Genomic DNA, 23,957 nt, shown 5'->3' with positions numbered 1-23,957 from the left:
GGAGCGCATCAACGATGGCGGACGCCAAGGTCATTCCGTTCGACGACGACCGGTCGCGGGGGAGCGGCGGGAGTGCGGGGAGCGGCGCGAGTGGGGGGAAGGCGGCGCAGCGCTCGGCGCGGCGCCGTGGCGCGGGGAGCCGGCGGGGAGGCGCGGCGGAGTCCGTGCCGGTCCGTGAGGTGCGGCCCCTGCCCGTGCGCGGAGCCGCGCCGGACGACGACGGTCCCGTGGCGTCCGAGTCGTCGCCGGGGCCGGGGGCGGTGCCGGAGCCGCGGTCGCGGGAGGAGGACGGCGGCCTGGAGCGGCGTATCGCGGGCGGGCTGGCCTTCCTGCGCCGCCGCCTCACCGGCGACTACGAGGTCGACGACTTCGGCTACGACGCCGAGCTCACCGACCAGGTGCTGATGTCCATGCTGCGCCCGGTGTACGAGAAGTACTTCCGGGTCGAGGTGAAGGGCGTGGAGAACATCCCGGCCGAGGGCGGGGCGCTGATCGTCGCCAACCACTCCGGGACGCTTCCGCTGGACGGGCTGATGATGCAGGTCGCGGTGCACGACCATCATCCGGCCGATCGCCATCTGCGGCTGCTGGCGGCGGATCTGGTGTTCGTGCTGCCGGTGGTCAACGAGCTGGCCCGCAAGCTCGGCCACACGCTGGCCTGCGCGGAGGACGCCGAACGGCTGCTCGGTCAGGGCGAGCTGGTCGGGGTGATGCCGGAGGGCTTCAAGGGCGTCGGCAAGCCGTTCAGTGAGCGTTACAAGCTTCAGCGCTTCGGGCGCGGCGGCTTCGTGTCGACGGCGCTGCGGCAGGGGGCGCCGATCATTCCGTGCTCGATCGTCGGTGCGGAGGAGATCTACCCGATGATCGGCAACGCCAAGACGGTGGCGCGGCTGCTGGGTTTCCCGTACTTCCCGCTGACGCCGACCTTTCCGTGGCTGGGGCCGCTGGGCGCGGTGCCGTTGCCGACGAAGTGGACGATCCAGTTCGGTGAGCCGATCCCTACGGACGGCTACTCGCCGGAGGCGGCGGAGGATCCGATGCTGATGTTCAACCTGACCGACCAGGTGCGGGAGCAGATCCAGCACACGCTCTACAAGCTGCTCGTGCAGCGGCGGTCGGTGTTCTTCTGACGTACGGCGGTGCGGCGGTGGGGCATCCCACCGCCGCACATCGGCTCAGTCCGCGTCGTCCGCCTCGATGCCCAGGCCGGGGAGGAGGCCCGGGAGGAGGGGCGGGAGGGTGACGTCCGGTTCGACGGGCGGGGTGTTGTCGCCCGTCGGCGGGGAGGCGGTGCCGGTGTCCTTCGGCGGGTCGAGCAGGCCGCCGGTGCCGCCGCCGAGGAGGCCGTCGTTCTCCTGGCCGGAGTCGGTCGACTCGCTGGGCCTGCCGCTGTCCGTGCGCCCGCGCTCGGACGTACCGCCGTCGCTGGTGCTGGGGACCGAGGAGTGGCCGGAGCCGGGCGTGCCGGTGGTCGCCGACTCGGAGCTGTCCTGCGGGCCGCCGTCTCCGCTGTCGTCGTCGTCCTGGGCCGGTGGCTGCGGCAGCATGGACTGCAGCGGGGCCACGTCGTCCTCTATGGCGTCGAAGACCGACGACACCTGTTCGCTGACGTCGCCGAGCTGGACGGGCAGTCGCTCGCGCAGTGCTCCCCAGGTCTCCTTGTGGGAGCGGGAGAAGGCGGAGAGGGCGCGCATGGGGGCGAGCGAGTCGGGGTCCCGGGCGTAGGCCGCGCTGAGCAGGCGGTGGCCTTCGGACGCGTCGTGCTCCATGCCCGACAGCGCGCGGCGGACCTCGCCGAGGGACTCGTGGTCGAGGGGGCCGCTGCGACCGCGTTCCATCAGCCGGCGTGCCTCGCTCAGCCGGGTGGATGCCAGGTCCAGATGGGCCCGGCCGCGTTCGTCGTCCCCGTCGGCGAGGCCGAGGCGGAAGTCCTCTATGCCGCGCTTGAGGCCGTAGAGCGAGTCGCCCGGCAGGGCGTCCGAACTGGCGGCGGCTACTCCGCCGAAGGCTCCGGCGGCCACGCTCACGCTCAGTCCGCCCGCGGTGAGGCCCTTGGCCAGCCGTGAACGTGGCCGGAACCGGCTCAGCGGGGCCGCCCGGTGGGTGCCGCGCGCCCGGCGCTGTTCAGGTACCGAAGTGTCCGTCGCCCCGTCGCCCGCGGTGCCCTCCTGCAGCATGGCCTCGAACGCGGCCACCAGCTGGGCCCGCTGGACGACCTTGACCTCGGGATCCAGCTGGGGCCGGGGCAGCGTCTCCAGGCCGGTGGCGAGGGTCAACATACGACCCTGCCCGGTCGGTTCCGCGGTGGCCCCGGCGGCTGCCGGTCCTCCGGACTGCTCGGCCGCCGCCGCGGGGTCGGACTGCTCCTCCAGAGCCTGGGCGAAGGCGTTCGCCCGCCGGTGCGCCGATACGTTCGCGATCACTGGCGGCACCTCCTCTCGTCATGACGGTCGACTCCCCAGGGGGTCCTGAGGGTTGCACACCCTGACCGCAACCCCCCGATCGAGTGATCGGAGTCGGCCAGGGAGTGACCACAGGGAGCCTGCATCCCGCACAACGAGCGGCGCGGCACTTGGGTTACGGACGGCGGATGATCGGACCGTGGGCACAACGGACTTTCACCGGTGGTGTTTTGGGGGGCACGGGGAGTGTTGGCGGGTTGCGGCGCCTCCGGGGCGCCGGGAGCTCAGCGCGCGTCGTCCGGGAGCAGCCGGGCGAGGGTGCGCACGGCCCGGTACTGGAGCGTCTTGATGGCGCCCTCGTTCTTGCCCATGACGCGTGCGGTCTCGGCGACCGAGAGGCCCTGGAGGAAGCGCAGGGTCACGCACTCCTGCTGCTGTGGGTTGAGTCGTCGTACGGCGTCCAGCAGGGCGGCGTTGGAGAGTGATTCGAGGACGGAGTCCTCCGGGGACCGCTCGACCTCGTTGGCGTCGAGCATCTCGCCGGTGGTGACCTCCAGCCGGAAGCGGCTGGACTTGAAGTGGTCGGCGACGAGGTTGCGGGCGATGGTCACCAGCCAGGCGCCGAAGTCGCGGCCCTGCCAGGTGAAGGTGCCGATGCGCCGCAGGGCCCGCAGGAAGGTCTCGCTGGTGAGGTCCTCGGCGGTCGCCTTGCCGCCGACGCGGTAGTAGATGTAGCGGTACACGGTGTCGCTGTACTGGTCGTAGAGCCGTCCGAAGGCGTCGGACTCGCCGGCCTGGGCGCGCTCGACCAGGTCCATCATGCGGGCGCTGTCACTGTCCGCGGCGGGGCGGCGGTGGGTGGTTGCGGCGGCGGTCCCGGACGAGGACGACCGGGCGCGTCTGCCGACGGCGGCGCTGCCGTCGGCCAGTGCGTAGCACGGGCCGACGGGGGCGGTGGCCGCGGCGAGGGCGGGCAGGGCGTACGCGGTGGGGACGAAGCCGCGCAGCAGGTCTTGGGCTGATTTGACCGTTGCGCGCAGCGTAGCCAGGCCCGAGGCGTCAACCCCGACGTGTGGGTACACGGGACTCCCAGAGGCAGAGCTTCCATCACGTGCAGTACGGAACCATTCACCCGTCGTAGCGAAGGTGGGGTGCCGGAATGCGTCTGAGGAGAATAACGCTTCGTACAGGTGCTGCTACGCCCAGTTGCTCAAATCATCGATTACGTCGCTTCTGTGCCCGGTTGACGCCCGATCAGATGCGACAGAGTGATCGCTTGATGACCGGAATGGTTCGGTTTCCTTGTGACTACAGAGCGTGTTGTGGTCAATGTGGGAAAAGGAGACTGGAGGGAACGCCCCGGGGGTACGACGCATGGATGGCCCCACCGGCCTTATCGGCCCCATCGACTCGTCGGCCCATCGGTCGACGGGCGCCGGCGGCGGGATCCGCGGAGGCGGGGGTCAGCGGCGGCGGCGGTGCAGCGCGATGGCCGCCGCGGTGCCTCCGGCCACGGCGCCGACGCCCGCGGCCGCCGGGATGCCGACCTTGGCCGCCTTGCGGCCCGTGCGGTAGTCGCGCAGGCGCCACTCCAGCTCCCGGGCGTGCTTGCGCAGCTTGGAGTCAGGGTTGATCGCGTACGGGTGTCCGACCAGCGACAGCATCGGGATGTCGTTGTGGGAGTCGCTGTAGGCGGCGCAGCGGGACAGGTCCAGGCTCTCCGCCGTCGCCAGTGCCCGGACCGCCTCGGCCTTCGCGGGGCCGTGCAGCGGTTCGCCGACCAGCTTGCCCGTGTAGACGCCGCCGATCGACTCGGCCACCGTGCCCAGTGCGCCGGTCAGGCCCAGGCGGCGGGCGATCACCTGGGCGATCTCCACCGGGGCCGCCGTGACCAGCCACACCTTCTGCCCGGCGTCCAGGTGGGCCTGGGCGAGGGCGCGGGTGCCGGGCCAGATCCGCTCGGCCATGTACTCGTCGTAGATCTCCTCGCCGATCGACCGCAGCTCGGAGACGCGGTGGCCCTTGACGATCGACAGCGCGGAGTCGCGGGCGTCCTGCATGTGCTCCGGGTCCTCGAGCCCGGCGAGCCGGAAGTACGCCTGCTGCCAGGCGAACCGGGCGAGGTCCCGGGTCTCGAAGAACTTCCGCTTGTACAGGCCACGGCCGAAGTGGAAGATCGCGGCGCCCTGCATCACGGTGTTGTCGAGGTCGAAGAAGGCGGCTGCCCTGTCGTCGCCGTGGACCGGGAACTCCGCTTCCGAGCCCGCGTCGGGGGCTGTTCCCTCCGCGAGCTCCGCGAGCTCGGCGGACTGGGCGGATTTGCGGGCTGCCTCCGCCGACGCCTCGCCTGCCAACACGCTCCGCGCCGTGGCGGAGCGCCTACGGGGAGTGAGCCATCGAAGAGCGGCCATGCCCGTGAGCATAGCCAGTTTGTTCGGAGGCTTCGGAGCCGAGAGGTTCGGAGGCTGTGAACTCCGGGCGACCGTGGTGTTAAGGGGCACACCCAAGGGCTCGTCGAAAAGCCCGCCGAGGGGCCGGTCCCGCGGGCGCGTCGGCGTGCCGCTCCGGCAGGCCGTCCGCCGCGACGGTGCCGTCGACGCGCCGCCGAGGGGTCGGCCCGCGCCGTCGTGCGCGCGAGAATGGCCGGCATGAGTCCCCTCTTCCGCCGGAAGCCCTCGCCGACCGCGGGGGCCCCGCAGCCCGCGCAGTCCCCCGAGCCCGCTGAACCCTCTGAGTACTCCGAGAACCATCTCGTCACCCTCATCCGCAAACCCGGTTGTCACCTGTGTGATGACGCACAGCTCGTCGTCGAGAAGGTGTGTGCCGATCTCGGTGTCCCGTGGGAGGCAAAGGACATCACCGAGGACCGCCGACTCCACGACGAGTACTGGGAGCAGATCCCGGTCGTCCTCGTCGACGGCAGGCAGCACACCTTCTGGCGTGTGAACGAGGAACGCCTGCGCAAGGCACTGACCGACGAGTCCAAGTAGTCCGGATGGTCGCTTAGGATCGATGGTGACTTGGTCTCGGGGGCGTTGATCGTGAGGAGTGTGTGCGGCTTTGCCCCCGATGGGAGAGGATCGCGGGCGCGCGTGCGCCGGTTCCCGGTTCACGCGCCGGGAGTGCGTGAGCCCGGTCACGTTGGCCGGGCAAATCGGACACCATCTTTGTGCACGCGTTCACAAAGACATAGCCTGCATTCGACGGGGCGGTCATGTAGGGACGTATGACCGCCTACAGCCCCGCTCTACCCGCAGGAGCACCGTGGCAACTGGCCGAACACACCGACCGGCGACCCGCAGCCGAGGGATTCCCGAGGCCACCGTCGCCAGGCTTCCGCTGTACCTCCGCGCCCTCACCGCGCTCTCCGAGCGCTCGGTGCCCACGGTCTCGTCCGAGGAGCTGGCGGCCGCGGCGGGGGTCAACTCCGCGAAGCTGCGCAAGGACTTCTCCTACCTCGGCTCCTACGGGACCCGGGGCGTCGGCTACGACGTCGAGTATCTCGTCTACCAGATCTCCCGCGAGCTGGGGCTCACCCAGGACTGGCCGGTTGTGATCGTCGGTATCGGTAACCTCGGTGCCGCGCTCGCCAACTACGGCGGGTTCGCGTCCCGCGGTTTCCGGGTCGCGGCGCTGATCGACGCCGATGCGGGAATGGCCGGAAAGCCCGTCGCCGGTATCCCGGTGCAGCACACCGACGAGCTGGAGAAGATCATCCAGGACGACGGTGTCTCGATCGGTGTGATCGCGACCCCCGCCGGTGCCGCCCAGCAGGTCTGCGACCGGCTCGTGGCCGCCGGCGTCACCTCCATCCTGAACTTCGCGCCGACCGTGCTGAACGTCCCCGAGGGCGTCGACGTGCGCAAGGTCGACCTCTCCATCGAGCTGCAGATCCTCGCCTTCCACGAGCAGCGCAAAGCGGGCGAGGAGGCCGCGGCCGACACCGTCGCGCCGCCCGCCGTCGCCCGTAAGCAGCCGCACGCCGGCTCCTCCGCCGACTCCGCCGGCTCCGCCGACAAGGGACCCGACGGGGACGTACCCGCCGTGATGCCGGCATGAGCCTCCTCGTCGTAGGACTGAGCCATCGCAGCGCCCCCGTCAGCGTCCTGGAGCGGGCCTCGCTGAGCGCCGAGGCGCAGCACAAGCTGCTGCAGGACACGGTCGCCGCCGAACCGGCCACCGAGGCCGCGGTGCTGGCCACCTGCAACCGCATCGAGCTGTACGCCGACGTGGACAAGTTCCACGCCGGTGTCGCCGAGCTGTCCACGCTGCTCGCCCAGCACAGCGGGGTCGGCCTGGAGGAGCTCACTCCTTATCTTTATGTGCACTACGAGGACCGGGCCGTCCACCACCTCTTCTCGGTGGCCTGCGGGCTCGACTCGATGGTGGTGGGCGAGGGTCAGATCCTCGGCCAGATAAAGGACTCCCTGGCCCGGGCGCAGGACCTGCACACCGCCGGGCGGCTCCTGAACGACCTCTTCCAGCAGGCGCTCCGCGTCGGCAAGCGGGCCCACTCCGAGACCGGCATCGACCGCGCCGGACAGTCCCTGGTCACCTTCGGCCTGGAGCAGCTGTCCGCCGGGGCCGACGTCCAGCAGTGGGCGCGGGACAAGAAGGCCCTCGTCATCGGTGCCGGCTCGATGTCCTCGCTGGCCGCCGCCACGCTGGCGCGTGCCGGGGTCGCCGAGATCGTGGTGGCCAACCGCACCTTCGAGCGCGCCGAGCGGCTCGCGCAGATCCTTTCCGAGGGCGACGACACGGACGTGCTGGCCCGCGCGGTACCGATGGACTCGGTGCCGCTCGAGCTGACACGTGCCGACGTGGCCGTCTCCTGCACCGGTGCGACCGGGCTGGTCCTCACCGCCGACGCCGTGGCGGCCGCGGTGGAGGGGCGCCCCGGTGCTCCCGCCGCCGGGCTGGACGCGGGGCTGGACGGCGGGGGACCCACCGTGGACGCCGCCGGCCCCACCGCCGTACGGGAGGGTGGCGAAACGCCACTGCCGGGCGCCGGTACCGACGAGAACTGCCCGCTGGACCTGTCCTCCGTGCCGTCCGGTTTCTCCGTCATGGGGGAGGCCGCGGTGGCCGGCATGGACGCGGCGACGCTGGAGCAGCACGGAGCCTGGGCCGCCGGCGGTGCGACGGTGGACCGGTCGCGCGAGGCGGGGCGGCCGGGTGCCGAGGCGGACGCCGAGCTGATCACCGCGCTCGCCGCGACGGCGACACGTGTCGGCCGCATCCCCGAGCGCCGCCGGCCCGAGCCGGTCGCCGAGGTGCCGCGCCCGCAGCCCGTGCTCTTCCTCCTCGACCTCGCGATGCCGCGCGACATCGACGCAGCCGTGCACCGGCTGGCCGGGGCCCGCCTGGTGGACATCGAGTCGCTCGCCGACGCCTCGGCCGACGCTCCGATGGCCGCCGACGTCGACATGGTCCGCCGGATCGTCGGCGACGAGGTCGCCGCGTTCGGGGCGGCCCAGCGGGCCGCGCACATCACGCCCACCGTCGTCGCGCTGCGCAGCATGGCCGCCGACGTCGTGGCGGGCGAGATCGCCCGGTTGGAGGGGCGGCTGCCGTCCCTCGACGACAAGCATCGCGCCGAGATCACCCAGACCGTCAAGCGTGTGGTCGACAAGCTGCTGCACGCGCCGACGGTACGGGTCAAGCAGCTCGCCGCCGAGCCCGGCGGTGCCGGGTACGCGGACGCGCTGCGCACCCTGTTCGACCTCGACCCCGAGACGGTGGCCTCCGTCTCCCGCGCCGAGAACAGCACTGAGAAGAACCGAGGGCCGGCATGACTGAGAAGGCACTGAGGCTGGGGACCAGGCGGAGCAAGCTCGCCATGGCCCAGTCCGGGCAGGTGGCGGACGCCGTGAGCCAGGTGACCGGTCGGCCCGTTGAGCTGGTCGAGATCACCACGTACGGCGACGTCTCGCGTGAGCAGCTGGCGCAGATCGGCGGCACGGGCGTGTTCGTGGCCGCGCTGCGCGAGGCACTGCTGCGGGGTGAGGTGGACTTCGCGGTTCACTCGCTCAAGGACCTCCCCACCGCGGAGCACGAGGGGCTGGTGGTGGCGGCCGTGCCGGAGCGCGAGGACCCGCGGGACGTGGTCGTCGCCCGGGACGCGCGCAAGCTCACCGACCTGCCCCGCGGGGCGCGGATAGGGACGGGCGCGCCGCGGCGCATGGCGCAGCTGAACGCGTACGCCCGTACCCACGGGATGGAGATCGAGACGGTCCCGATCCGGGGCAACGTCGACACCCGCATCGGATACGTCCGCAGCGGTGAGCTCGACGCCGTCGTGCTGGCCGCCGCCGGACTGAACCGGGTGGGCCGCATCGACGAGGTGACCGACTTCCTGTCGGTCGACACGGTTCTGCCCGCCCCCGGCCAGGGGGCACTGGCGATCGAATGCACCGCGGACAACGCGGAGCTGATCGCCGCGCTCGCCGAGCTCGACGACCCGTTCACGCGGGTCGCCGTGACGGCCGAGCGGTCACTGCTCGCCGCCCTGGAGGCCGGCTGCAGCGCCCCGGTGGGCGCGCTGGCCGACCTTTTGGCCGACGGGCAGACTGTCAAGGAAATGCGCCTGCGCGGCGTCGTCGGTACCACCGACGGCTCGACGCTGGTGCAGCTGTCCACCACCGGTCCCGTGCCCCAGACGCACGATGCGGCGATGGCACTCGGTCGCGAACTCGCCACCGAGATGCTCGCCCAGGGCGCGGCCGGTCTGATGGGGGAGCGAGCACATTGAGCCCCACCACCTTTCCCACCGGTCCGGAACACGGGCACGTCACCTTCCTGGGTGCCGGACCCGGAGATCCGGGACTGCTGACTCTGCGCGCCGTGGAGGCACTGGCGCACGCGGACGTCCTCGTCGCCGAGCACGAGGTGCTCGACGTCGTACGCACGCACGCGAGGCAGGGCGTGTCGGAAGTGCACACGGATGCCGATCCGTCGGATCCGGGCACAGGCGCGCCCCAGCTGAAGGTAGTTGACGGTGCGTCAACGACCTCGGGCGTCCCCGCCGTGCGGGATGCCGCACATCTTGTCATGGAGGCCGCGCGGGGCGGCAGGCGGGTCGTGCGTGCGGTGACCGGGGACCCCGGGCTCGACACGTACGCCGCCGAGGAGATGCTGGCGTGCGTCGCGGCGGGGGTGCCCTTCGAGGTCGTCCCCGGTATCGCGAACGCCGTCGGTGTGCCCGCGTACGCCGGTGTGCCGCTGCGGGACGCCGAGGGCGCGGACGTGCGGTTCGTGGACGCCCGCACGGCGTCGGACCGCTGCTGGACCGAGGTCGGTGCCTCCGACGGGACGGTCGTCGTGTCGACGACGCTCGACTCGGTGGCCGCGGCCGCCGGTGAGCTGGTGTCGGCGGGCCGCAAGCCGGACACCCCGCTGACGGTGACGATCGCCGGTACGACGACCAGGCAGCGCACCTGGTCCGCCACGCTGGGCACGGTCGCGCAGACGCTGAAGCAGGCGAAGGTGCTGCCGTCCCCGGACGGGGGCCGCCCGGTGATAGCCGTGGTCGGCGAGCGTTCCGCCTCCGCCCGGCGCGACCAGTTGTCGTGGTTCGAGTCCAAGCCGCTGTTCGGCTGGAAGGTGCTCGTGCCGCGTACGAAGGAGCAGGCGGCGTCGCTCTCCGACCAGTTGCGCTCGTACGGCGCCGTGCCGAGCGAGGTCCCGACCATCGCGGTGGAGCCGCCGCGCACGCCCCAGCAGATGGAGCGGGCGGTCAAGGGCCTGGTGACGGGCCGCTACGAGTGGATCGCGTTCACGTCGGTCAACGCGGTGAAGGCGGTCCGGGAGAAGTTCGAGGAGTACGGCCTGGACGCCCGTGCCTTCGCGGGCATCAAGGTCGCCGCGGTCGGGGAGCAGACGGCGAAGGCGCTCATCGCGTTCGGCGTGAAGCCGGACCTGGTGCCGAGCGGTGAGCAGTCGGCCGCGGGTCTGCTGGAGGACTGGCCGCCGTACGACCCGGTCTTCGACCCGATCGACCGTGTCTTCCTGCCGCGTGCGGACATCGCCACGGAGACGCTGGTCGCCGGGTTGATCGAGCTGGGCTGGGAGGTCGACGACGTCACCGCCTACCGGACGGTGCGCGCGTCGCCGCCGCCGGCCACGACCCGGGAGGCGATCAAGGGCGGCGGCTTCGACGCGGTGCTCTTCACGTCGTCGTCCACGGTGCGGAACCTGGTCGGCATCGCGGGCAAGCCGCACAACGTGACGGTGATCGCGTGCATCGGCCCGGCGACGGCCAAGACGGCGGAGGAGCACGGGCTGCGGGTCGACGTCATGTCCCCCGAGCCGTCCGTGACCAAGCTGGCGGAGGCCCTGGCCGACTTCGGCCTGCGGCGTCGCGCGGCGGCGGTGGAGGCCGGGGACCCGGTGACACGGCCGAGCGAGCGGCGGCCGGGGGCGCGGAGACGTCGGTCGACTTCGACCTGAGGTGATCGTGCGGCGGGGCACTCCTTACGGGGTGCCCCGCCGTCGTCATCCCCTTGTCCGTCACCGTCCGAGGCCGCGGTAGCAAGCCCGTGACATGACCACGATGCAAGCCGCACAGCGGGTTGAGAGTGTCAGTGACGTCCGGTACGGAACGTCCGACAGCACAGGGGATTCTCCATGGCCCGCTCCACTTCCACCCGCCGCCGCCAGCGCATCGCAGGCGCGGCTACCGCGGGGCTGCTCTCGTTGGGGCTGCTGACCGCATGCGGCAGCGGCTCGTCGGGCGAGGGTTCGTCCGACGCCGGGGCGAAGCCCCGTTCCAGCGCGACCGAGGAGGTGGAGGCGAAGGGTCTTCAGCCGGGAGACGCCCTCACCGCGCACAACTTCGGCTTCACCATGGAAGGCCGGGGCGTCGAGTACCTCGCAGAGGTCAGCGGCCTGAGCACGGAAGAAGAGCAGCAGACCACGCATCAGTCGCAGGACGGCAGGGCCGGTCGCAGACTGATTCCCGGCGCCGGCTCGGGCGGGGAGGTCGTGGTCGTTCGCGGCATGACCAGGTCCGAGGAGCTCACCAGGTTCGCGGCCGGAGAGATCGCGCCCGAGACCGCCTCCATCGTCATGTACGACTTCCAGAACCGGCCCGTGAAGCGGTACGAGATGGAGGACCCCAGGGTCACCAAGATCGACCAGGCTTCGGTCGCGGCGGGCTCTGACGGCACATCGGCGGAGACCCTCACGATCAGCTTCTCGCACCTGACCGTCCACTGAGCCTGCGCTGCCCGGTCCTGGCGGTCCAGGGGGTGGCGTTTGGATCAGGTCGGCTCCAGGAGACGGCGCCTTGCAGCGGAGCCGAGCGGGGTCTGGTGCGTGCGGCTGCAAGGCGGAGGGGGGCGACAGGGCGGAGCCCTGGCAACCGACGACAACGCCGCTGGGGGCACCTCCCACGCCCTTCAGGCAGTGGGGGAGTGCGTGCCAGACCCCGCGACTCCGGCAAGATCCAAACGACACCCCCTAGGGGCGCCCCGTCGGCCGGTGCAGACCGCGCAGGTCCACCGGCGGCGCCGGGGGGAGTGGGGCGGGGCGGGGCGGTGGGTGGGCCTGGAAGGACTGGAAGAGGTAGGCGAGGAGGCGGCGGGCCGCGGGCAGGGCGGTGTCGCGGGGTTGGCCGGCCAGACCGCTGACCGCGAGGAGGAGCAGGGGGATGTCGGCCGGGTCGAAGTCCTCGCGGAGGTGTCCGGCCTCGCGGGCGCGCTGGACCAGGCGGGACAGGCCCTCCTCGGCCCAGGCGCGTTCCCGGTCGTAGTCCAGCGCCTCGGGGAAGTCGGCCAGGAACACGGTCTCGAAGCCGCGGTCGGTGACCAGCGTGGTGCAGACCTTCTCCAGCAGGACGTACAGGCCGTGCCCCGGGCTGGGGTCGGCCATCGCCTCCTCGAAGGCGGTCGCGCACACGGCGAGCTGGTCGTCGAAGGCGGCGGTGACGAGCGCGGAGCGGGTGGGGAAGCGGCGGTAGAGGGTGGCCACGCCGACGCCGGCCCGGCGGGCGACCGCGCTCATCGGGGCGTCGACGCCCCGGTCCGCGAACACCTCGCGCGCGGCCTCCAGGACGCGTTCGCGGTTGCGGCGGGCGTCGGCGCGCAGGTCGTCGGGCCGAGGGCCTCCGGCGGCGGGCTCCCGGGGGTTGTGAGAGGTCCGATCAGGCATGTTTCTCACTTCCGGCCAAGCGGACGATGTCGTCCACTTACGGGTCTAGCGTGAGCGTAACAGCGGACGCGGACCTCGCCTCCGCGCTTCCCGAACGCGATGTGGGACTGGACATGAGCGAGATGAACGCGGTTCTCTTCGACCGTTACGGGCCTCCGGAGGTGCTCTACGTCGGTCGGCGGCCGGTGCCGGCCGTCACTCCCGAGAAGGTGCTGGTACGGGTGCGCGCCGTGGGTGTCAACGGCGGTGAGCTGCTGCTCCGGGCCGGGAAGCTGCGTCTGGTGACCGGCCGGGCCTTTCCCCGGGCGAGCGGTATCGACTTCGTGGGGGAGGTGGCCGGAGTCGGGGATCGCGTCACGGGGGTGCGGGTGGGCGACCGGGTGTGGGGGCTGCTGGGGCGCAGAACGGGCAGCATGGCCGAGTACGTCGCCGTGAGCCCCCGGCAGATCGCGCCCGCCCCCGAGAACCTCACCCCGGAGGAGGCCGTCTCGCTGCTCGCGGGCGGGGTCACGGCGGTGATCGCGCTGCGTGACAAGGCCGCTCTGCGGCCCGGTGAGCGGCTCCTGGTGCGGGGTGGCAGCGGGGGTGTGGGCAGCGTCGCCGTGCAGGTCGGCAAGCTCCTCGGGGCGCACGTCGTCGCCCTCGCGGGCGGGAAGAACCTCGACTTCGTGCGCGGCCTGGGAGCCGACGACGCGTTTGACCACCGTACGACCGCCCTGTCCGGGCTCGGGCGCTTCGACGTCGTCCTCGACACCGTCGGTACCCGGCCGTTCGAGGTCCGTCGCCTGCTCGCGCCGGGCGGGCGCATGGTCGCCATCACCATCGACGCCGACCGGCCGGTCGCGGGGATCGCCGCGGTCCTCGCCTCCGCCGTGCACGGGAAGAGCCGCGTCCGCGCCTTCAGCGGCAACCCCGGCAGTGCGCTGCTGAACGAGGTCACCCGGCTCGCGGAACGCGGTGAGGTCATCCCCGTCGTGGACACCGTGCACCCGCTCGACCGTGTTGCCGACGCCCACCGTGCCCTGGAGGCCGGCGGCGTCCGGGGCAAGCACGTCGTCCGGATCGGGTAGGGCGGCAACCGGCGGCACCGGGGCCCGCGTTGACAGGCGGCGGACGGGTGCGTGTAATGAGCGTGGTGCCGCGTGGCGCCGGTCAAAGAGCAGTGGGCCGGCCGGCGATCGGGCGAGCGCCCTTCATTCAAGGGGTACGTGATGAGTTCTCACTCCGCGCCCTGACACGACGTAGCGCGTCCGGATCCGCACGTCGTCCTTCGCTCGCCTCACCTTTTCCGGCACCGTGCCGCACGTACGCACGTACGCACGTACGCACGTACGCACGCACGCACGCACGCACGCATGCACGTCGCGGCCTGCCGTCATGGAGACACAGACACGTATGCCCACGTCTTTCAACCAGTCCGTCATCGACGAGTTCCGCGCCAACGAGGGGAAGGTCGGTGGCCCCTTCGAGGGCGGTGACCTGCTTCTGCTGACGACCACCGGCGCCCGGTCGGGGGTCTCGCGGACCACCCCGCTCGGTTACGTCCGCCACGGCGACTCACTTCTGGTCGTCGGGTCCAACCTCGGTGGTCCGCGGCACCCCGGCTGGTACCACAACCTGCTCGCCCGTCCCGTGGTCCAGGTGGAGGTCGGTACCCGGTCCTTCGAGGCGCTCGCCGTGCCCGCGGAGGGGGACCGGCGTGCGGAGTTGTTCGCACACGTGGTGCGGGCCGAACCCGGTTACGGCGACTACCAGGCCGGGACCAGCAGGGTTCTGCCGGTCGTGGTGCTGGAGCGGGCCGAGCCCGAGGGGTGGAAGGGGCCCGGCGAGGTCCGTACCCTCGCCGACAAGCTCATGGAGGTGCACACCTGGCTGCGGGGGCAGTTGCGTCAGGTGCGGGCGGAGGTCGAGGCCCACTTCGCGGCGCGGGCCGCGCGTCAGGGGCCCAGTGCGCCGCCGGTGCTTCCAGGGCTCGGGCTGCGGATACGGCAGCGCTGCCTCGCGTTCTGCCAGGCGCTGGAGTTCCATCACAGCAGTGAGGACGGGCACTTGTTCCCCGGGATCGCCCGTCACCACCCCCACCTGACCGGCGTCTTCGCCCGCCTCGACGACGAGCACCGCACGATCGCCCGTATCCAGGGCGAGTTGGCGGCGCTGCTGGCCGGCATCGTCATCGCCGACCCGCAGCGCTTCCACGCCGAGCTGGAGGAGATGTCCTCGCGGTTGAACGCACATCTGGACTACGAGGAGGAGGCGTTGCTTCCGCTGCTCGCCGACGTGCCGTGGCCGCCGGACGTGCCGAAGGGCTGAGGCTGTTCCGTTCCGCCCGCCTGCCGCCCCTCAGCCAGGTCCCGTACCGCCCGTTCCAGCCGCGTCCGCCGGGTCTGCGGCGTCGCGGCCTGGAACAGCGGGAGCATCACGAGGTAGCGGGCGGTCCGGTCGAGCGCGTCGAACGCCGCACGCGCCGCCGGGTTCGCGGCAAGCGCCGCGGCGAGGTCGTCCGGGACGACGGCCGTCGCCTGCGACGCGTACGCGCGGTCCCAGCGGCCGTCCTCCTGAGCCCGTCGGACCTCGGCGAGGCCGGACTCCCGCATCCGGCCCGCCGCCGCCAGCGCCGCGACCTTCTCGACATTCACCCGCGACCACAGGCTCCTCGGTCGCCGCGGCCCGTACTTCTGCAGGTAGTACCGGTCGTCCAAGCCCCGGCGCTGCCCGGAGATCCAGCCCCAGCACAGCCCCACGTCGACCAGTTCGTCATCCGTGACCGACGTGATCCCCGACGCCTTCTTCGCCACCTTGACCCACACGCCCTCGCGGCGGGTGTGGTGCTCGGCCAGCCAGTCCTCGAAGGCCGCCGCGTCCGGGAACGCGACGACTTCCACCCCGTTGAACTCGTCCATGCGGGCCAGGCTAGTCCGGGCTCGGCCCGGCGGCGGGCTTTCCTGGTCGCACGGTCATGGCCTAGTGATGCCAGACCGTGCCGCCCGTGTTGTGGATGGGGCTGTCCGCGCGGGCGACCTGGGCCAGGACCCGCCACTGCGGCTGGGTCGTGCCGATGTCGGCGAGGGCTGCGCGGATACGGCTGACGACGGCGTCGTAGGCGGCCCAGCTCCGGTAGCCGATGGGCTGCTGGATCAGCTCGGCGTCGGTGTGTGAGTACTGCGTGGTCACTCCCTCGTCCGGTGTCTGCGAAAGCGACCGGAGGAGCTCGACCGGACTTGAGGTCAAGCGCGGCCCGGGCCGACTCCGCGTCGGCAAAGGCACCGGCGGGGCGGGCGTAGCGTAGGTGGTATGACGACGTACGGATCCTTCCCCGGCACCCGGCCCCGGCGGCTGCGGACCACCCCCGTGATGCGTCGGATGGTCGCCGAGACCCGGCTCCACCCCGCGGACTTCATCCTCCCCGCCTTCGTGCGCGAGGGCGTGCGCGAGCCGGTGCCGATCGCGGCGATGCCCGGGGTCGTGCAGCACACCCGGGACTCGCTGAAGAAGGCCGCCGCGGAGGCGGTCGAGGCCGGGATCTCCGGGATCATGCTGTTCGGCGTGCCGGAGGAGGAGAAGAAGGACGCGCTCGGGACGGTCGGTACCGACCCCGACGGGATCCTCCAGGTCGCCCTGCGCGACGTGCGGGCCGAGGTCGGGGACGACCTGCTCGTCATGTCCGACCTGTGCCTCGACGAGTTCACGGACCACGGGCACTGCGGTGTGCTGGACGACGAGGGGCGCGTCGACAACGACGCCACCCTGGAGCGGTACGCCGAGATGGCGCAGGTCCAGGCCGACGCGGGCGCCCATGTGGTCGGTCCCAGCGGGATGATGGACGGGCAGATCGGCGTCGTCCGTGACGCGCTCGACCAGATCGGGCGGGAGGACGTCGCCGTCCTCGCCTACACCGCCAAGTACGCGTCCGCCTTCTACGGGCCCTTCCGCGAGGCCGTCGGGTCCTCGCTCAAGGGGGACCGGAAGACCTACCAGCAGGACGCCGCCAACGTACGGGAGTCCATGCGGGAGCTGGCCCTGGATCTGGCGGAGGGCGCCGACATGGTCATGGTCAAGCCGGCCGGTCCCTACCTCGACATCCTGGCCAAGGTCGCCGAGGCCGTGGACGTGCCCGTCGCCGCCTACCAGATCTCCGGCGAGTACTCGATGATCGAGGCAGCCGCCGAGAAGGGCTGGATCGACCGGGACCGGGCCATCCTGGAGGCGCTCACCGGCATCAAGCGGGCCGGCGCGCGCAACATCCTGACCTACTGGGCCACCGAGGTCGCTCGCACGCTGCGCTGAGCATCCTCGGCCGGCCCTTCGTGCAGTGGGGGCGTGGATGCCTTCAGTACTCGAGGGCGTGGTCGATGCCGGTCTGCCAGTAGGTCACCGCCAGCTTGCTGTCGACGTGCACCCCGGAGGGCAGGGCGACCTTGGCGACGGAGTCGTCGTCGAAGGGGATGGTGAGGGTGCCCACGCTGATGGGCTCACCGCCGCTGCCGTCGGCCATCGTCAGCCGCACCCCGGCGTAGGCGGTCTCACCGGGTCCGACTCCGGCCACCGCATGCGGCTGGGACTCCTCGATGACCGGCGGCACGGACTGGGCCTCACCGAAGCGCGCCACCGGGTACGGCGGCAGCATGCACGTCTTCGAGCCGGTGCCGGTGGCGGTCAGCAGCAGGTGGTTGATCGGGCGGGACACCTTCGTCGCGGTGATCTTCACGTCGGACGCGGAGCAGTTGCCCGGCTTCTCCGCGTCGTCCTGGTCACCGGTGCTCGAGCCGGCGTTCGAGCCGGAGCCCGACGACGCGGAGCCCGACGAGCCGCCACCCGACTTGTCCGAGCCGTTGGAGCCGGTGGAGCCGTTCGCGCCGTCGGTTCCCTTGTCGCCGTCCGAGTCGCTTCCGCCGGTGGACGGCTTGGCCTGTTCACCGGCCGGGGCGGAGGAGGCCGGGGCGGAGGAGGCGGCGGCGCCCGTGTCCGTTCCTTCGTCGCCCTCGCAGGCCGTCAGAGCGAGCGCGGCCAGCGCGACCGTGGTGGCGGCGAACAGGCGGGTGCGAGTGGTGCGTACGGACATGAGGTAAGCCCCTTCGGGTGGAGTTGAGGTAAGCCGCTCGGCGGTTCGCCGGGGGCGGCTGCTTGGATGACCACAGCTTGGGTCCAGAGCCGTCCCAGTCGCCAGGGGTGCCTGGACATGCGGGATACTGGGACGCTGGGATCGGCTCTGACCTGCGGGAACGGTGTCCTGCTGGGACGCTGTACGGGGATACGGGAAGAGGGAGAAACGGTGGCGGGGGACGACTTCGCGGGACTGCTGCGGGAGCTGAAGGAGCGATCCGGACTCAGCTACGGGACACTGGGCAAGCGATTGCACATGAGTGCGTCCACACTCCACCGGTACGTCAGCGGGGAGGTCGTACCCGTCGAGTTCGCGCCCGTCGAACGCCTCGCCCGGGCGTGCCGGGCGACCCCCGAGGAGCTGCTCGAACTCCACCGCCGCTGGATCCGTGCCGACGCTCTGCGCGGGGTGAAGAGGCCGGAGGAGACGCGGGAGGCGGCGGAGACGGCGGAGGCGGCGGAGACGGAAAAGAGCGGGACGGACAAGGGGGAGACGGCGGAAGCCGTCGTGCCCGAGGCCGCCGAGGTGCCCGAGGTGCCCGTCGCGGAGGAAGACGCACCGCCCCCACCTGACGTGACGTCCGCACCCGACGCAGCGCTCGCGCCTGACGCGCCCTCAGCCCCCGTCGAACGACGTCGCCGGGTACCGCGCGCCGCCCTCTACGCCGCCACCGGCGTCGTCGCCGTCGCTCTCGCCGTCAGTCTCCTGCCCGGCATCGGCGACGGAGGGGAGAAGCACGGTCCGGCCGGAGCCGCCACCGGAACCTCCGTGTCGGTGACCGGGAGCGGCACCCGGTCGGCGTCTCCCAGCGCGAGTGCCTCTCCGTCCCCGTCATCCGCCTCCCCGTCCCCGTCCACGTCCGCGTCCTCCGTCCCCTCCCCGTCCGCGACGCGCCGGAGCACGGCCACGCCGAGTGGTCGAGCACCGGGGAACAGTGGCCCCGCGCTCACCGTGACGACCACCCCGTACTTCTGGGACGTCCCCTGCGAGCAGTCCTTCCTGGTGGACCGCAGTCCGCAGAACGTGCTGAACCCGCCCACCCAGTCGGACGTGGTCGGCTGGGTCACCGCCTTCGGCGCGGTCGCCGCCGACCGGCAGATGACCGTGTTCACCGTGCAGGGCACCGGTCCGGAGACCGTGGTCCTGGAGAACCTGCACGTCCGTGTGGTGGACAGCAAGGAACCGCTGGACTGGAACGAGTACGCCATGGGCATCGGCTGCGGCGGCGACGCGAGCACCAAGTCCTTCGACGTCTCGCTGGACATGGGCAACCCCCTCGCGATGCCGATCGCCGGACAGAAGCCCTTCCCGTACACGGTCACCGAGTCCGACCCCGAGCTCTTCTACGTCAACGCGCACACCAGCGACCACGACGTCACCTGGTACCTGGAACTGGAGTGGTCCAGTGGCGGCCGGAAGGGCATCATGCGGGTCGACGACCACGGCAAGCCGTTCCGCACCAGCGCCTCCAAGGGCAGCTCCTACTACGGGCAGATGCTGGGCGCCGAAGGCGTCTGGGAGTACTTCCCGGGCGAGTGAGCCGAGGCGGGGAGACGGGGCGTCAAGGCCTGACGGCTGTTGGCTGACGGCCGCGCAGGTGTCCGGATTACGGAAAGTCCCTTGTAGGCGGCACGTATTTCTCTAAGGTGCGGGCATGACCGTGACTGAGCAAGCGCCCGCCCCCGTCGTCTCCCCGCCATCGCTGGCCGCGCGGGCCCGGTCGATCGGCGGTTCGCCGGTACGGGACATCCTCGCCGTCACCGCCCGCCCCGAGGTGATCAACTTCGCGGGCGGGCTGCCGGCCCCCGAGCTGTTCGACGCGGAGGGCATCGCCGCCGCGTACCGGGACGTCCTCGCCGAGATGCCCGCGCGGGCGCTCCAGTACTCCACCACCGAGGGCGAGCCCACCCTGCGGGCCGCGCTCGCCGCCCGCACCTCGGCGCGCGGACTGGAGACCGGCCCGGACGACCTCCTCGTCACCACCGGCTCGCAGCAGGCCCTGTCGCTCCTCGCCACCGCCCTGCTCGAACCCGGCGACACGGTCCTCGTCGAGAGCCCCTGCTACCTGGCCGCGCTCCAGGCCTTCGGCTTCGCGGGCGCCCGCGTCGTCGCCGTGCCCGGTGACGAGGACGGGATCGACCCCGAGGCGCTGGAGGAGCTGGTGCTGCGCGAGCGCCCCAAGCTGCTCTACACCGTCCCCACCTTCCAGAACCCCACCGGGCGCACCCTGCCCGCCGCCCGCCGGGCCGCCGTCGCCGAGGTCGCCGGGCGGTGCGGGCTGTGGATCGTCGAGGACGACCCGTACGGCGAGCTGCGCTTCGAGGGCGAGCGGGTGCCGTGGATCGCGTCGTACGACGGCGCCCGGGACCGGACCGTGCTGCTGGGCTCCTTCTCCAAGGTCATGGCGCCCGGCCTGCGCCTGGGCTGGCTGCGGGCGCCCGCGGCTCTGCGCCGGGCCTGCGCGGTCGCCAAGCAGGCCGCCGACCTGCACACCCCGACCGTCAACCAGCTCGCCGCCGCCCGCTATCTGGCCGACCGGGACCTGGACGCCCACGTCGCGCGCGTCGCCGCGGTCTACGGCACACGCCGGGACGCCATGCTCGCGGGCCTGCCGGACGCGCTGCCGGCGGGGTCGGTGTGGACGCGCCCCGAGGGCGGCATGTTCCTGTGGGCGCGCCTGCCCCAGGGGTACGACAGCACCGCCCTGCTCCCCGGGGTGGTCCGGCACGACGTGGCGTACGTCCCCGGCGCCCCCTTCCACGCCGGTGAGCCCGACCGCGCCACCCTGCGGCTGTGCTTCGTCACGCAGACGCCGGACGAGATCGCGGAAGGGCTGCGCAGGCTGGGGGCGGGACTGAGCGAGGGACTGAGCGAGGGGCCGGGGGAGGCGCTGCGGGAGGCGTAGGCCCTCCTCCTCCTGGTCCTAGGTCCATGAGCCGAGGCGGGGCCGCCGTACCCGCACGTACCGTGAGGTCATGTCTGACAGCGCACGGACGACGACGGATTCCTTCGACCTCGACGCGTACCTCGACCGGATCGGCTGGGCGGGGGAGCGGCGGCCCGACGCGGCCGCACTGCGGGGCGTACACCTCGCCCATCAGAGGGCCGTCCCGTTCGAGAACCTCGACGCCCTCGGCGGCGGCGCCCCCTCCCTCGAACTCGCCGACCTGATGGCCAAACTGGTCCACGGCCGCCGCCGCGGCGGCTACTGCTACGAGCACAACACCCTGTTCGCGGCGGCCCTGGAGGCGCTCGGTTTCCGGGTGACCCGGCTGGCCGCGCGGGTCGTCATCGGCGCCGAGCGGTTCGAGGACCGGCCCCGCACCCACATGGCCCTCCTGGTCGAGGCGCCCGGCGACCCGCGGCCGTACCTGGCCGACGTCGGCTTCGGTGCCATCGGCTGCCTGCTGGAGCCGGTACCGCTGCTCGCGGACACCGAGTTCCGGGGCGCCGGACGCCGGCACCGGCTGGTGCACGCGCCGCACCCCGGGCCGCTGGAGATGTGGGTGCTGGAGGCGTACGAGGGCCGCGAGGATCCTTCGGAGGGCTCCTGGGCGGCGCAGTACGCCTTCACCCTGGAGCCGTTCGAACAGTCCGACTACGAGGTGATCAACTGGCACGTCGCCACGAACCCGCGCTCCCCCTTCTCCCGGCGCCCGTACGTCCAGTTCCTCACGCCGGACGGGCATGTGCTGCTCGACGGCGACCGCTTCACCGAGACCCGCGCCGACGGCACGGTCACCGAGCGGAAGCTGACGGACGGGGACGAGGTCCGGCGCCTGCTCGCGGGGGACTTTGGCATCGACGTCCCCGAGGGCCTGTCGCTACTGGGGTGAGGGCGGCGGGACCGTGCCGGCGGACTGTCCCACGCGGGCCTCGAAGCACTCCCGTTCGCCGTCCGCCGACGCGGGCAGGAAGCAGGCGCGGACCGTGCTGCCGGGGTGGGCCACGGTCATCCCGGTGTAGACGTAGGACTCCGCGCCGGTCCGGTCCGTGATGCGTACGTCGCGGGTCGGGCCGTCCACCGTGACCTCCACCCGGTCGCCGATCCGGGCCCCCCAGACCCTGGCCCAGCTCGCGCCGCACTTCTCGCTGTGGCGCAGTTCCACATGGGCGCCGGTGGCGGTGCGGTACGTGGTGAGGGTGCCGGGGCCGATACCGCAGATCATGCGCATCGGGTCCCGGCCCTCGCAGGCGGCTCCGTGGCATTGCGGGGCGAGGGAGTAGGGGGCGGCGGCGGCCGGCAGCGGTTCGTCCCCCGCGGTGTCCCTGCCGGGCAGCAGAAGGTTGAGCACCAGCATCACACCGCCGACGAGCAGGGCGCACACCGACGCCAGCACCACCACGAGACCGGCCCCGCGGCGGTGCGGCCGCTCGGCCCCGGGGGTCGACGGCGGTTCCCGCGTCTTCTCGGTGGCAGGGGCGAGGACCGTCGCGCGTCCGCTCCACTCCGACTCGGCGATCTCCCACAGAGCCAGCAGCCGGCCGTCCGGTTCGTCCGCGACCCGGCACAGTTCCCGTACGGCCTGACGAGGGGGCAGGACCTTGCCGTTGAGATAGCGCTCCCAGGAGGACTTGCTGTACGCCGTGCGCTCCGCCAGCGCCGCCAGGCTCAGGCCCGTACGGGCCCTCAGTTCCCGCAGCGCCGCGGCCAGCCGGGCGGGTTCTGTGGTCACTCGGGTGCCGCCTGCCGTAGGACCTTCCAGGTGTGCGGGCCGATGACACCGTCCACGACCAGCCCGTTCCGCGTCTGGACGCGCTCCACGGCGCGCTGCGTCTTCGGGCCGAAGATGCCGTCGATGTCCCCGGGCGGGATGCCCGCCCGGCGCAACAGGCACTGCGCCTCGGCCACTTCGGGCCCCATATGGGTGTACGCCAGGATGGTGTCCGTGGTGCGGCTGAGGCCCGCGTACCAGCGGCCGTCACGCCGCTCCAGCCGGCAGGTGTAGACGACCGGTACCAGGGACTCCGACACGGTGGCCGGGGCCGCCCCGACCGTACCGGCGCCGACGTCCGCGAGCTCGGCGCGGGCTTCGGCGAGCCGTACGGCCAGCAGGACCGCCGTGGAGACGGACAGCACCAGGGCCACCGCTCCGGCCGGGACCAGGACGCGCGGGTAACGCCCGTACGGCTGCCGCTCCGTGGGCGCGGGTGGTGATGCCGACGGGGCGTTCTCCGGGACGTCGGCGGTGACCACGCGTCCCTCCGCCCAGCGGTCGGCGGCGATCTCGTGCAGCACCAGGAGGCGGGACGGATCGTCACCGCCCATGCGGGCCGCCGCCTCCACGGCCTCCCGGGGCGGCAGTGACCTGCCGTTCAGATAACGTTGCCACGACCTCGCGCTGTAGCCGGTCTTCGCGGCCAGTTGGCGGACGCTCAGTCCACTGCGGTCCTTCAGTCCGCGTAAGCGCACGATCAACTGGTGGACGTGAGGATGGAGTTCGGAGGGCAGCTGTTTCCAACGCGACATGATTCCCCCACTCGCGTCAGGGACCGCTGGTCCGGTCCCGTGTGACTCGGCTCCATTTTGCATCAGCCGTCACCGCCCCCTCGGAACGGCGACCGCACCCCTGCACAGAACAGGCCACCCCCGCTCGTGGTCGTCCCGCCAGGGCGCCTCGGCGAGTGGCGTCCCAGCAGGTCAGCGAGTGGGACGTCCCGGGAGGATGCCACTTCTGCGCCAACTGTGGCCGTGCACCGAGTCGACCCCGCAGTCTCGTTGCGGAGTCGGCCCGCGCGGTTGGCTCCGCTCATCGCACGTCAATGGAGGGGAACAGCATGCGAGCACTCACGAAGGCACTCGTCAGTGTCACCACCGCCGTCGGCATCGCCGCCGGCGGGCTGGCCACCGCGAGCACGGCCATGGCGGCTCCCGCCCAGACCCAGCAGCAGGCGGCGAGCGCGGAGGCGGTCGCGCCGCTCGCGGTGGTCAACCTGGGACTGAGCCGGGCCGAGGCCAGGAACGTCCAGCGCTGGCTGGCGGAGCACTGGAACTACAACGGCTCGATCGACGGGTACCTCGGCACCAACAGCTGGAAGGCGTTCCAGCGCTGCCTGGCCAAGTACTGGGGCTACAACGACGCCATCGACGGAGTCGTCGGGCCCAACACGGTGAAGGCGCTGCAGCGTCTGCTCAGGGCGCACTGGGACTACAACGGCGCCATCGACGGCATCGCCGGATCGGGGACCCAGGCCGCGTTCGCGCGGTTCGCCAACGGCTGACCACCTTCCGGCCACCCCGGCGTACACGCCGCGGCCCGTCCTTCCTTCGGGGAGAGGACGGGCCGCGTGCCGTGTGCCGTGAA

22 protein-coding genes and 1 pseudogene are annotated in these 23,957 nt (G+C 72.1%); 14 read left to right on the top strand and 9 right to left on the bottom strand.

The window, feature by feature from the left end; translation table 11 throughout:
- The first annotated feature begins 14 nt into the window (after nucleotides 1–14).
- Nucleotides 15–1,130, top strand: a complete 1,116-nt coding sequence (locus QC283_RS30835) for a lysophospholipid acyltransferase family protein (RefSeq protein ID WP_279565023.1) — start codon at nucleotides 15–17, stop codon at nucleotides 1,128–1,130.
- Between the two features lie 45 nt (nucleotides 1,131–1,175).
- Here QC283_RS30835 and QC283_RS30830 read toward each other — a convergent pair whose 3' ends face one another.
- From QC283_RS30830 to QC283_RS30820, 3 genes are all read right to left on the bottom strand, one after another.
- A complete protein-coding gene (locus QC283_RS30830; RefSeq protein ID WP_279565022.1) occupies nucleotides 1,176–2,423 on the bottom strand; it encodes a DUF5667 domain-containing protein in 1,248 nt (415 codons plus the stop codon).
- 263 nt (nucleotides 2,424–2,686) lie between these two features.
- Nucleotides 2,687–3,484 carry an ECF subfamily RNA polymerase sigma factor, BldN family gene (locus QC283_RS30825; RefSeq protein ID WP_279565021.1) on the bottom strand — a complete coding sequence of 266 codons (798 nt, stop codon included), beginning with the start codon at nucleotides 3,482–3,484 and terminating at the stop codon, nucleotides 2,687–2,689.
- A gap of 381 nt (nucleotides 3,485–3,865) precedes the next feature.
- A complete protein-coding gene (locus QC283_RS30820; RefSeq protein WP_279565020.1) occupies nucleotides 3,866–4,813 on the bottom strand; it encodes an HAD family hydrolase in 948 nt (315 codons plus the stop codon).
- Between the two features lie 237 nt (nucleotides 4,814–5,050).
- Here QC283_RS30820 and QC283_RS30815 point away from each other — a divergent pair, with 237 nt between their 5' ends.
- From QC283_RS30815 to QC283_RS30790, 6 genes are all read left to right on the top strand, one after another.
- Nucleotides 5,051–5,392 carry a glutaredoxin family protein gene (locus QC283_RS30815; RefSeq protein WP_398013413.1) on the top strand — a complete coding sequence of 114 codons (342 nt, stop codon included), beginning with the start codon at nucleotides 5,051–5,053 and terminating at the stop codon, nucleotides 5,390–5,392.
- 274 nt (nucleotides 5,393–5,666) lie between these two features.
- Nucleotides 5,667–6,461, top strand: coding sequence for a redox-sensing transcriptional repressor Rex (locus tag QC283_RS30810; protein WP_279565018.1), 795 nt, complete (start codon nucleotides 5,667–5,669; stop codon nucleotides 6,459–6,461).
- A complete protein-coding gene (locus QC283_RS30805; protein ID WP_279565017.1) occupies nucleotides 6,458–8,197 on the top strand; it encodes a glutamyl-tRNA reductase in 1,740 nt (579 codons plus the stop codon). The genes QC283_RS30810 and QC283_RS30805 overlap by 4 nt, the downstream gene beginning before the upstream one ends.
- Nucleotides 8,194–9,153, top strand: a complete 960-nt coding sequence (gene hemC / locus QC283_RS30800) for a hydroxymethylbilane synthase (protein ID WP_279565016.1) — start codon at nucleotides 8,194–8,196, stop codon at nucleotides 9,151–9,153. The genes QC283_RS30805 and hemC overlap by 4 nt, the downstream gene beginning before the upstream one ends.
- Nucleotides 9,150–10,850, top strand: a complete 1,701-nt coding sequence (locus QC283_RS30795) for a bifunctional uroporphyrinogen-III C-methyltransferase/uroporphyrinogen-III synthase (protein ID WP_279565015.1) — start codon at nucleotides 9,150–9,152, stop codon at nucleotides 10,848–10,850. Before hemC ends, QC283_RS30795 begins: the two co-directional genes overlap by 4 nt.
- A gap of 177 nt (nucleotides 10,851–11,027) precedes the next feature.
- Entirely contained in the window at nucleotides 11,028–11,618 is a 591-nt protein-coding gene (locus QC283_RS30790; protein WP_279565014.1) for a phage tail protein, read from the top strand.
- 243 nt (nucleotides 11,619–11,861) lie between these two features.
- Here QC283_RS30790 and QC283_RS30785 read toward each other — a convergent pair whose 3' ends face one another.
- Nucleotides 11,862–12,551: a TetR/AcrR family transcriptional regulator gene (locus QC283_RS30785; protein WP_279565013.1), complete on the bottom strand. Its 690-nt coding sequence runs from the start codon at nucleotides 12,549–12,551 to the stop codon at nucleotides 11,862–11,864.
- Between the two features lie 113 nt (nucleotides 12,552–12,664).
- Between QC283_RS30785 and QC283_RS30780 the strand changes: the two genes are divergently transcribed.
- Together QC283_RS30780 and QC283_RS30775 are read left to right on the top strand one after the other, a co-directional pair.
- Nucleotides 12,665–13,621: an NAD(P)-dependent alcohol dehydrogenase gene (locus QC283_RS30780; RefSeq protein WP_279565031.1), complete on the top strand. Its 957-nt coding sequence runs from the start codon at nucleotides 12,665–12,667 to the stop codon at nucleotides 13,619–13,621.
- 325 nt (nucleotides 13,622–13,946) lie between these two features.
- Nucleotides 13,947–14,861, top strand: a complete 915-nt coding sequence (locus QC283_RS30775; protein WP_279565012.1) for a nitroreductase/quinone reductase family protein — start codon at nucleotides 13,947–13,949, stop codon at nucleotides 14,859–14,861.
- Here the strand turns inward: QC283_RS30775 and QC283_RS30770 are convergent.
- Nucleotides 14,792–15,451, bottom strand: a complete 660-nt coding sequence (locus QC283_RS30770; protein ID WP_279565011.1) for a YdeI/OmpD-associated family protein — start codon at nucleotides 15,449–15,451, stop codon at nucleotides 14,792–14,794. The two genes, QC283_RS30775 and QC283_RS30770, sit on opposite strands and share 70 nt — an antisense overlap.
- A gap of 100 nt (nucleotides 15,452–15,551) precedes the next feature.
- Nucleotides 15,552–15,722 (bottom strand): annotated as a pseudogene (locus QC283_RS30765) (MarR family transcriptional regulator); the annotation flags it as partial.
- Between the two features lie 120 nt (nucleotides 15,723–15,842).
- On the opposite strand from QC283_RS30765, the gene hemB reads away from it, so the two are divergent.
- On the top strand, nucleotides 15,843–16,835 hold the full coding sequence (hemB, locus tag QC283_RS30760) for a porphobilinogen synthase (protein WP_279565010.1): 993 nt from the start codon (nucleotides 15,843–15,845) through the stop codon (nucleotides 16,833–16,835).
- A gap of 43 nt (nucleotides 16,836–16,878) precedes the next feature.
- Here hemB and QC283_RS30755 read toward each other — a convergent pair whose 3' ends face one another.
- Nucleotides 16,879–17,610, bottom strand: coding sequence for a DUF4232 domain-containing protein (locus QC283_RS30755; protein WP_279565009.1), 732 nt, complete (start codon nucleotides 17,608–17,610; stop codon nucleotides 16,879–16,881).
- Nucleotides 17,611–17,820: 210 nt separating this feature from the next.
- Between QC283_RS30755 and QC283_RS30750 the strand changes: the two genes are divergently transcribed.
- From QC283_RS30750 to QC283_RS30740, 3 genes are all read left to right on the top strand, one after another.
- Nucleotides 17,821–19,191: a helix-turn-helix domain-containing protein gene (locus QC283_RS30750; RefSeq protein WP_279565008.1), complete on the top strand. Its 1,371-nt coding sequence runs from the start codon at nucleotides 17,821–17,823 to the stop codon at nucleotides 19,189–19,191.
- Between the two features lie 115 nt (nucleotides 19,192–19,306).
- Complete coding sequence (locus QC283_RS30745) at nucleotides 19,307–20,557, top strand: aminotransferase-like domain-containing protein (protein WP_279565007.1); 1,251 nt, start codon at nucleotides 19,307–19,309, stop codon at nucleotides 20,555–20,557.
- 70 nt (nucleotides 20,558–20,627) lie between these two features.
- Nucleotides 20,628–21,488 (top strand): arylamine N-acetyltransferase family protein, encoded by an 861-nt coding sequence (locus QC283_RS30740; RefSeq protein WP_279565006.1) that lies wholly within the window; start codon nucleotides 20,628–20,630, stop codon nucleotides 21,486–21,488.
- Here QC283_RS30740 and QC283_RS30735 read toward each other — a convergent pair.
- A complete protein-coding gene (locus QC283_RS30735; protein ID WP_279565005.1) occupies nucleotides 21,477–22,328 on the bottom strand; it encodes a helix-turn-helix domain-containing protein in 852 nt (283 codons plus the stop codon). The two genes, QC283_RS30740 and QC283_RS30735, sit on opposite strands and share 12 nt — an antisense overlap.
- Complete coding sequence (locus QC283_RS30730; RefSeq protein WP_279565004.1) at nucleotides 22,325–23,122, bottom strand: peptidoglycan-binding protein; 798 nt, start codon at nucleotides 23,120–23,122, stop codon at nucleotides 22,325–22,327. Before QC283_RS30730 ends, QC283_RS30735 begins: the two co-directional genes overlap by 4 nt.
- A gap of 308 nt (nucleotides 23,123–23,430) precedes the next feature.
- Here QC283_RS30730 and QC283_RS30725 point away from each other — a divergent pair, with 308 nt between their 5' ends.
- Nucleotides 23,431–23,874, top strand: a complete 444-nt coding sequence (locus tag QC283_RS30725; RefSeq protein ID WP_279565003.1) for a peptidoglycan-binding domain-containing protein — start codon at nucleotides 23,431–23,433, stop codon at nucleotides 23,872–23,874.
- The last annotated feature ends 83 nt before the right edge of the window (nucleotides 23,875–23,957 follow it).

The sequence above is a fragment of the Streptomyces sp. DH41 genome, from assembly GCF_029813785.1.
Lineage (GTDB): Bacteria > Actinomycetota > Actinomycetes > Streptomycetales > Streptomycetaceae > Streptomyces.
The sequence above is the reverse complement of the archived record's forward strand: the minus strand, read 5'-3'. Positions and strand labels throughout refer to the sequence as shown.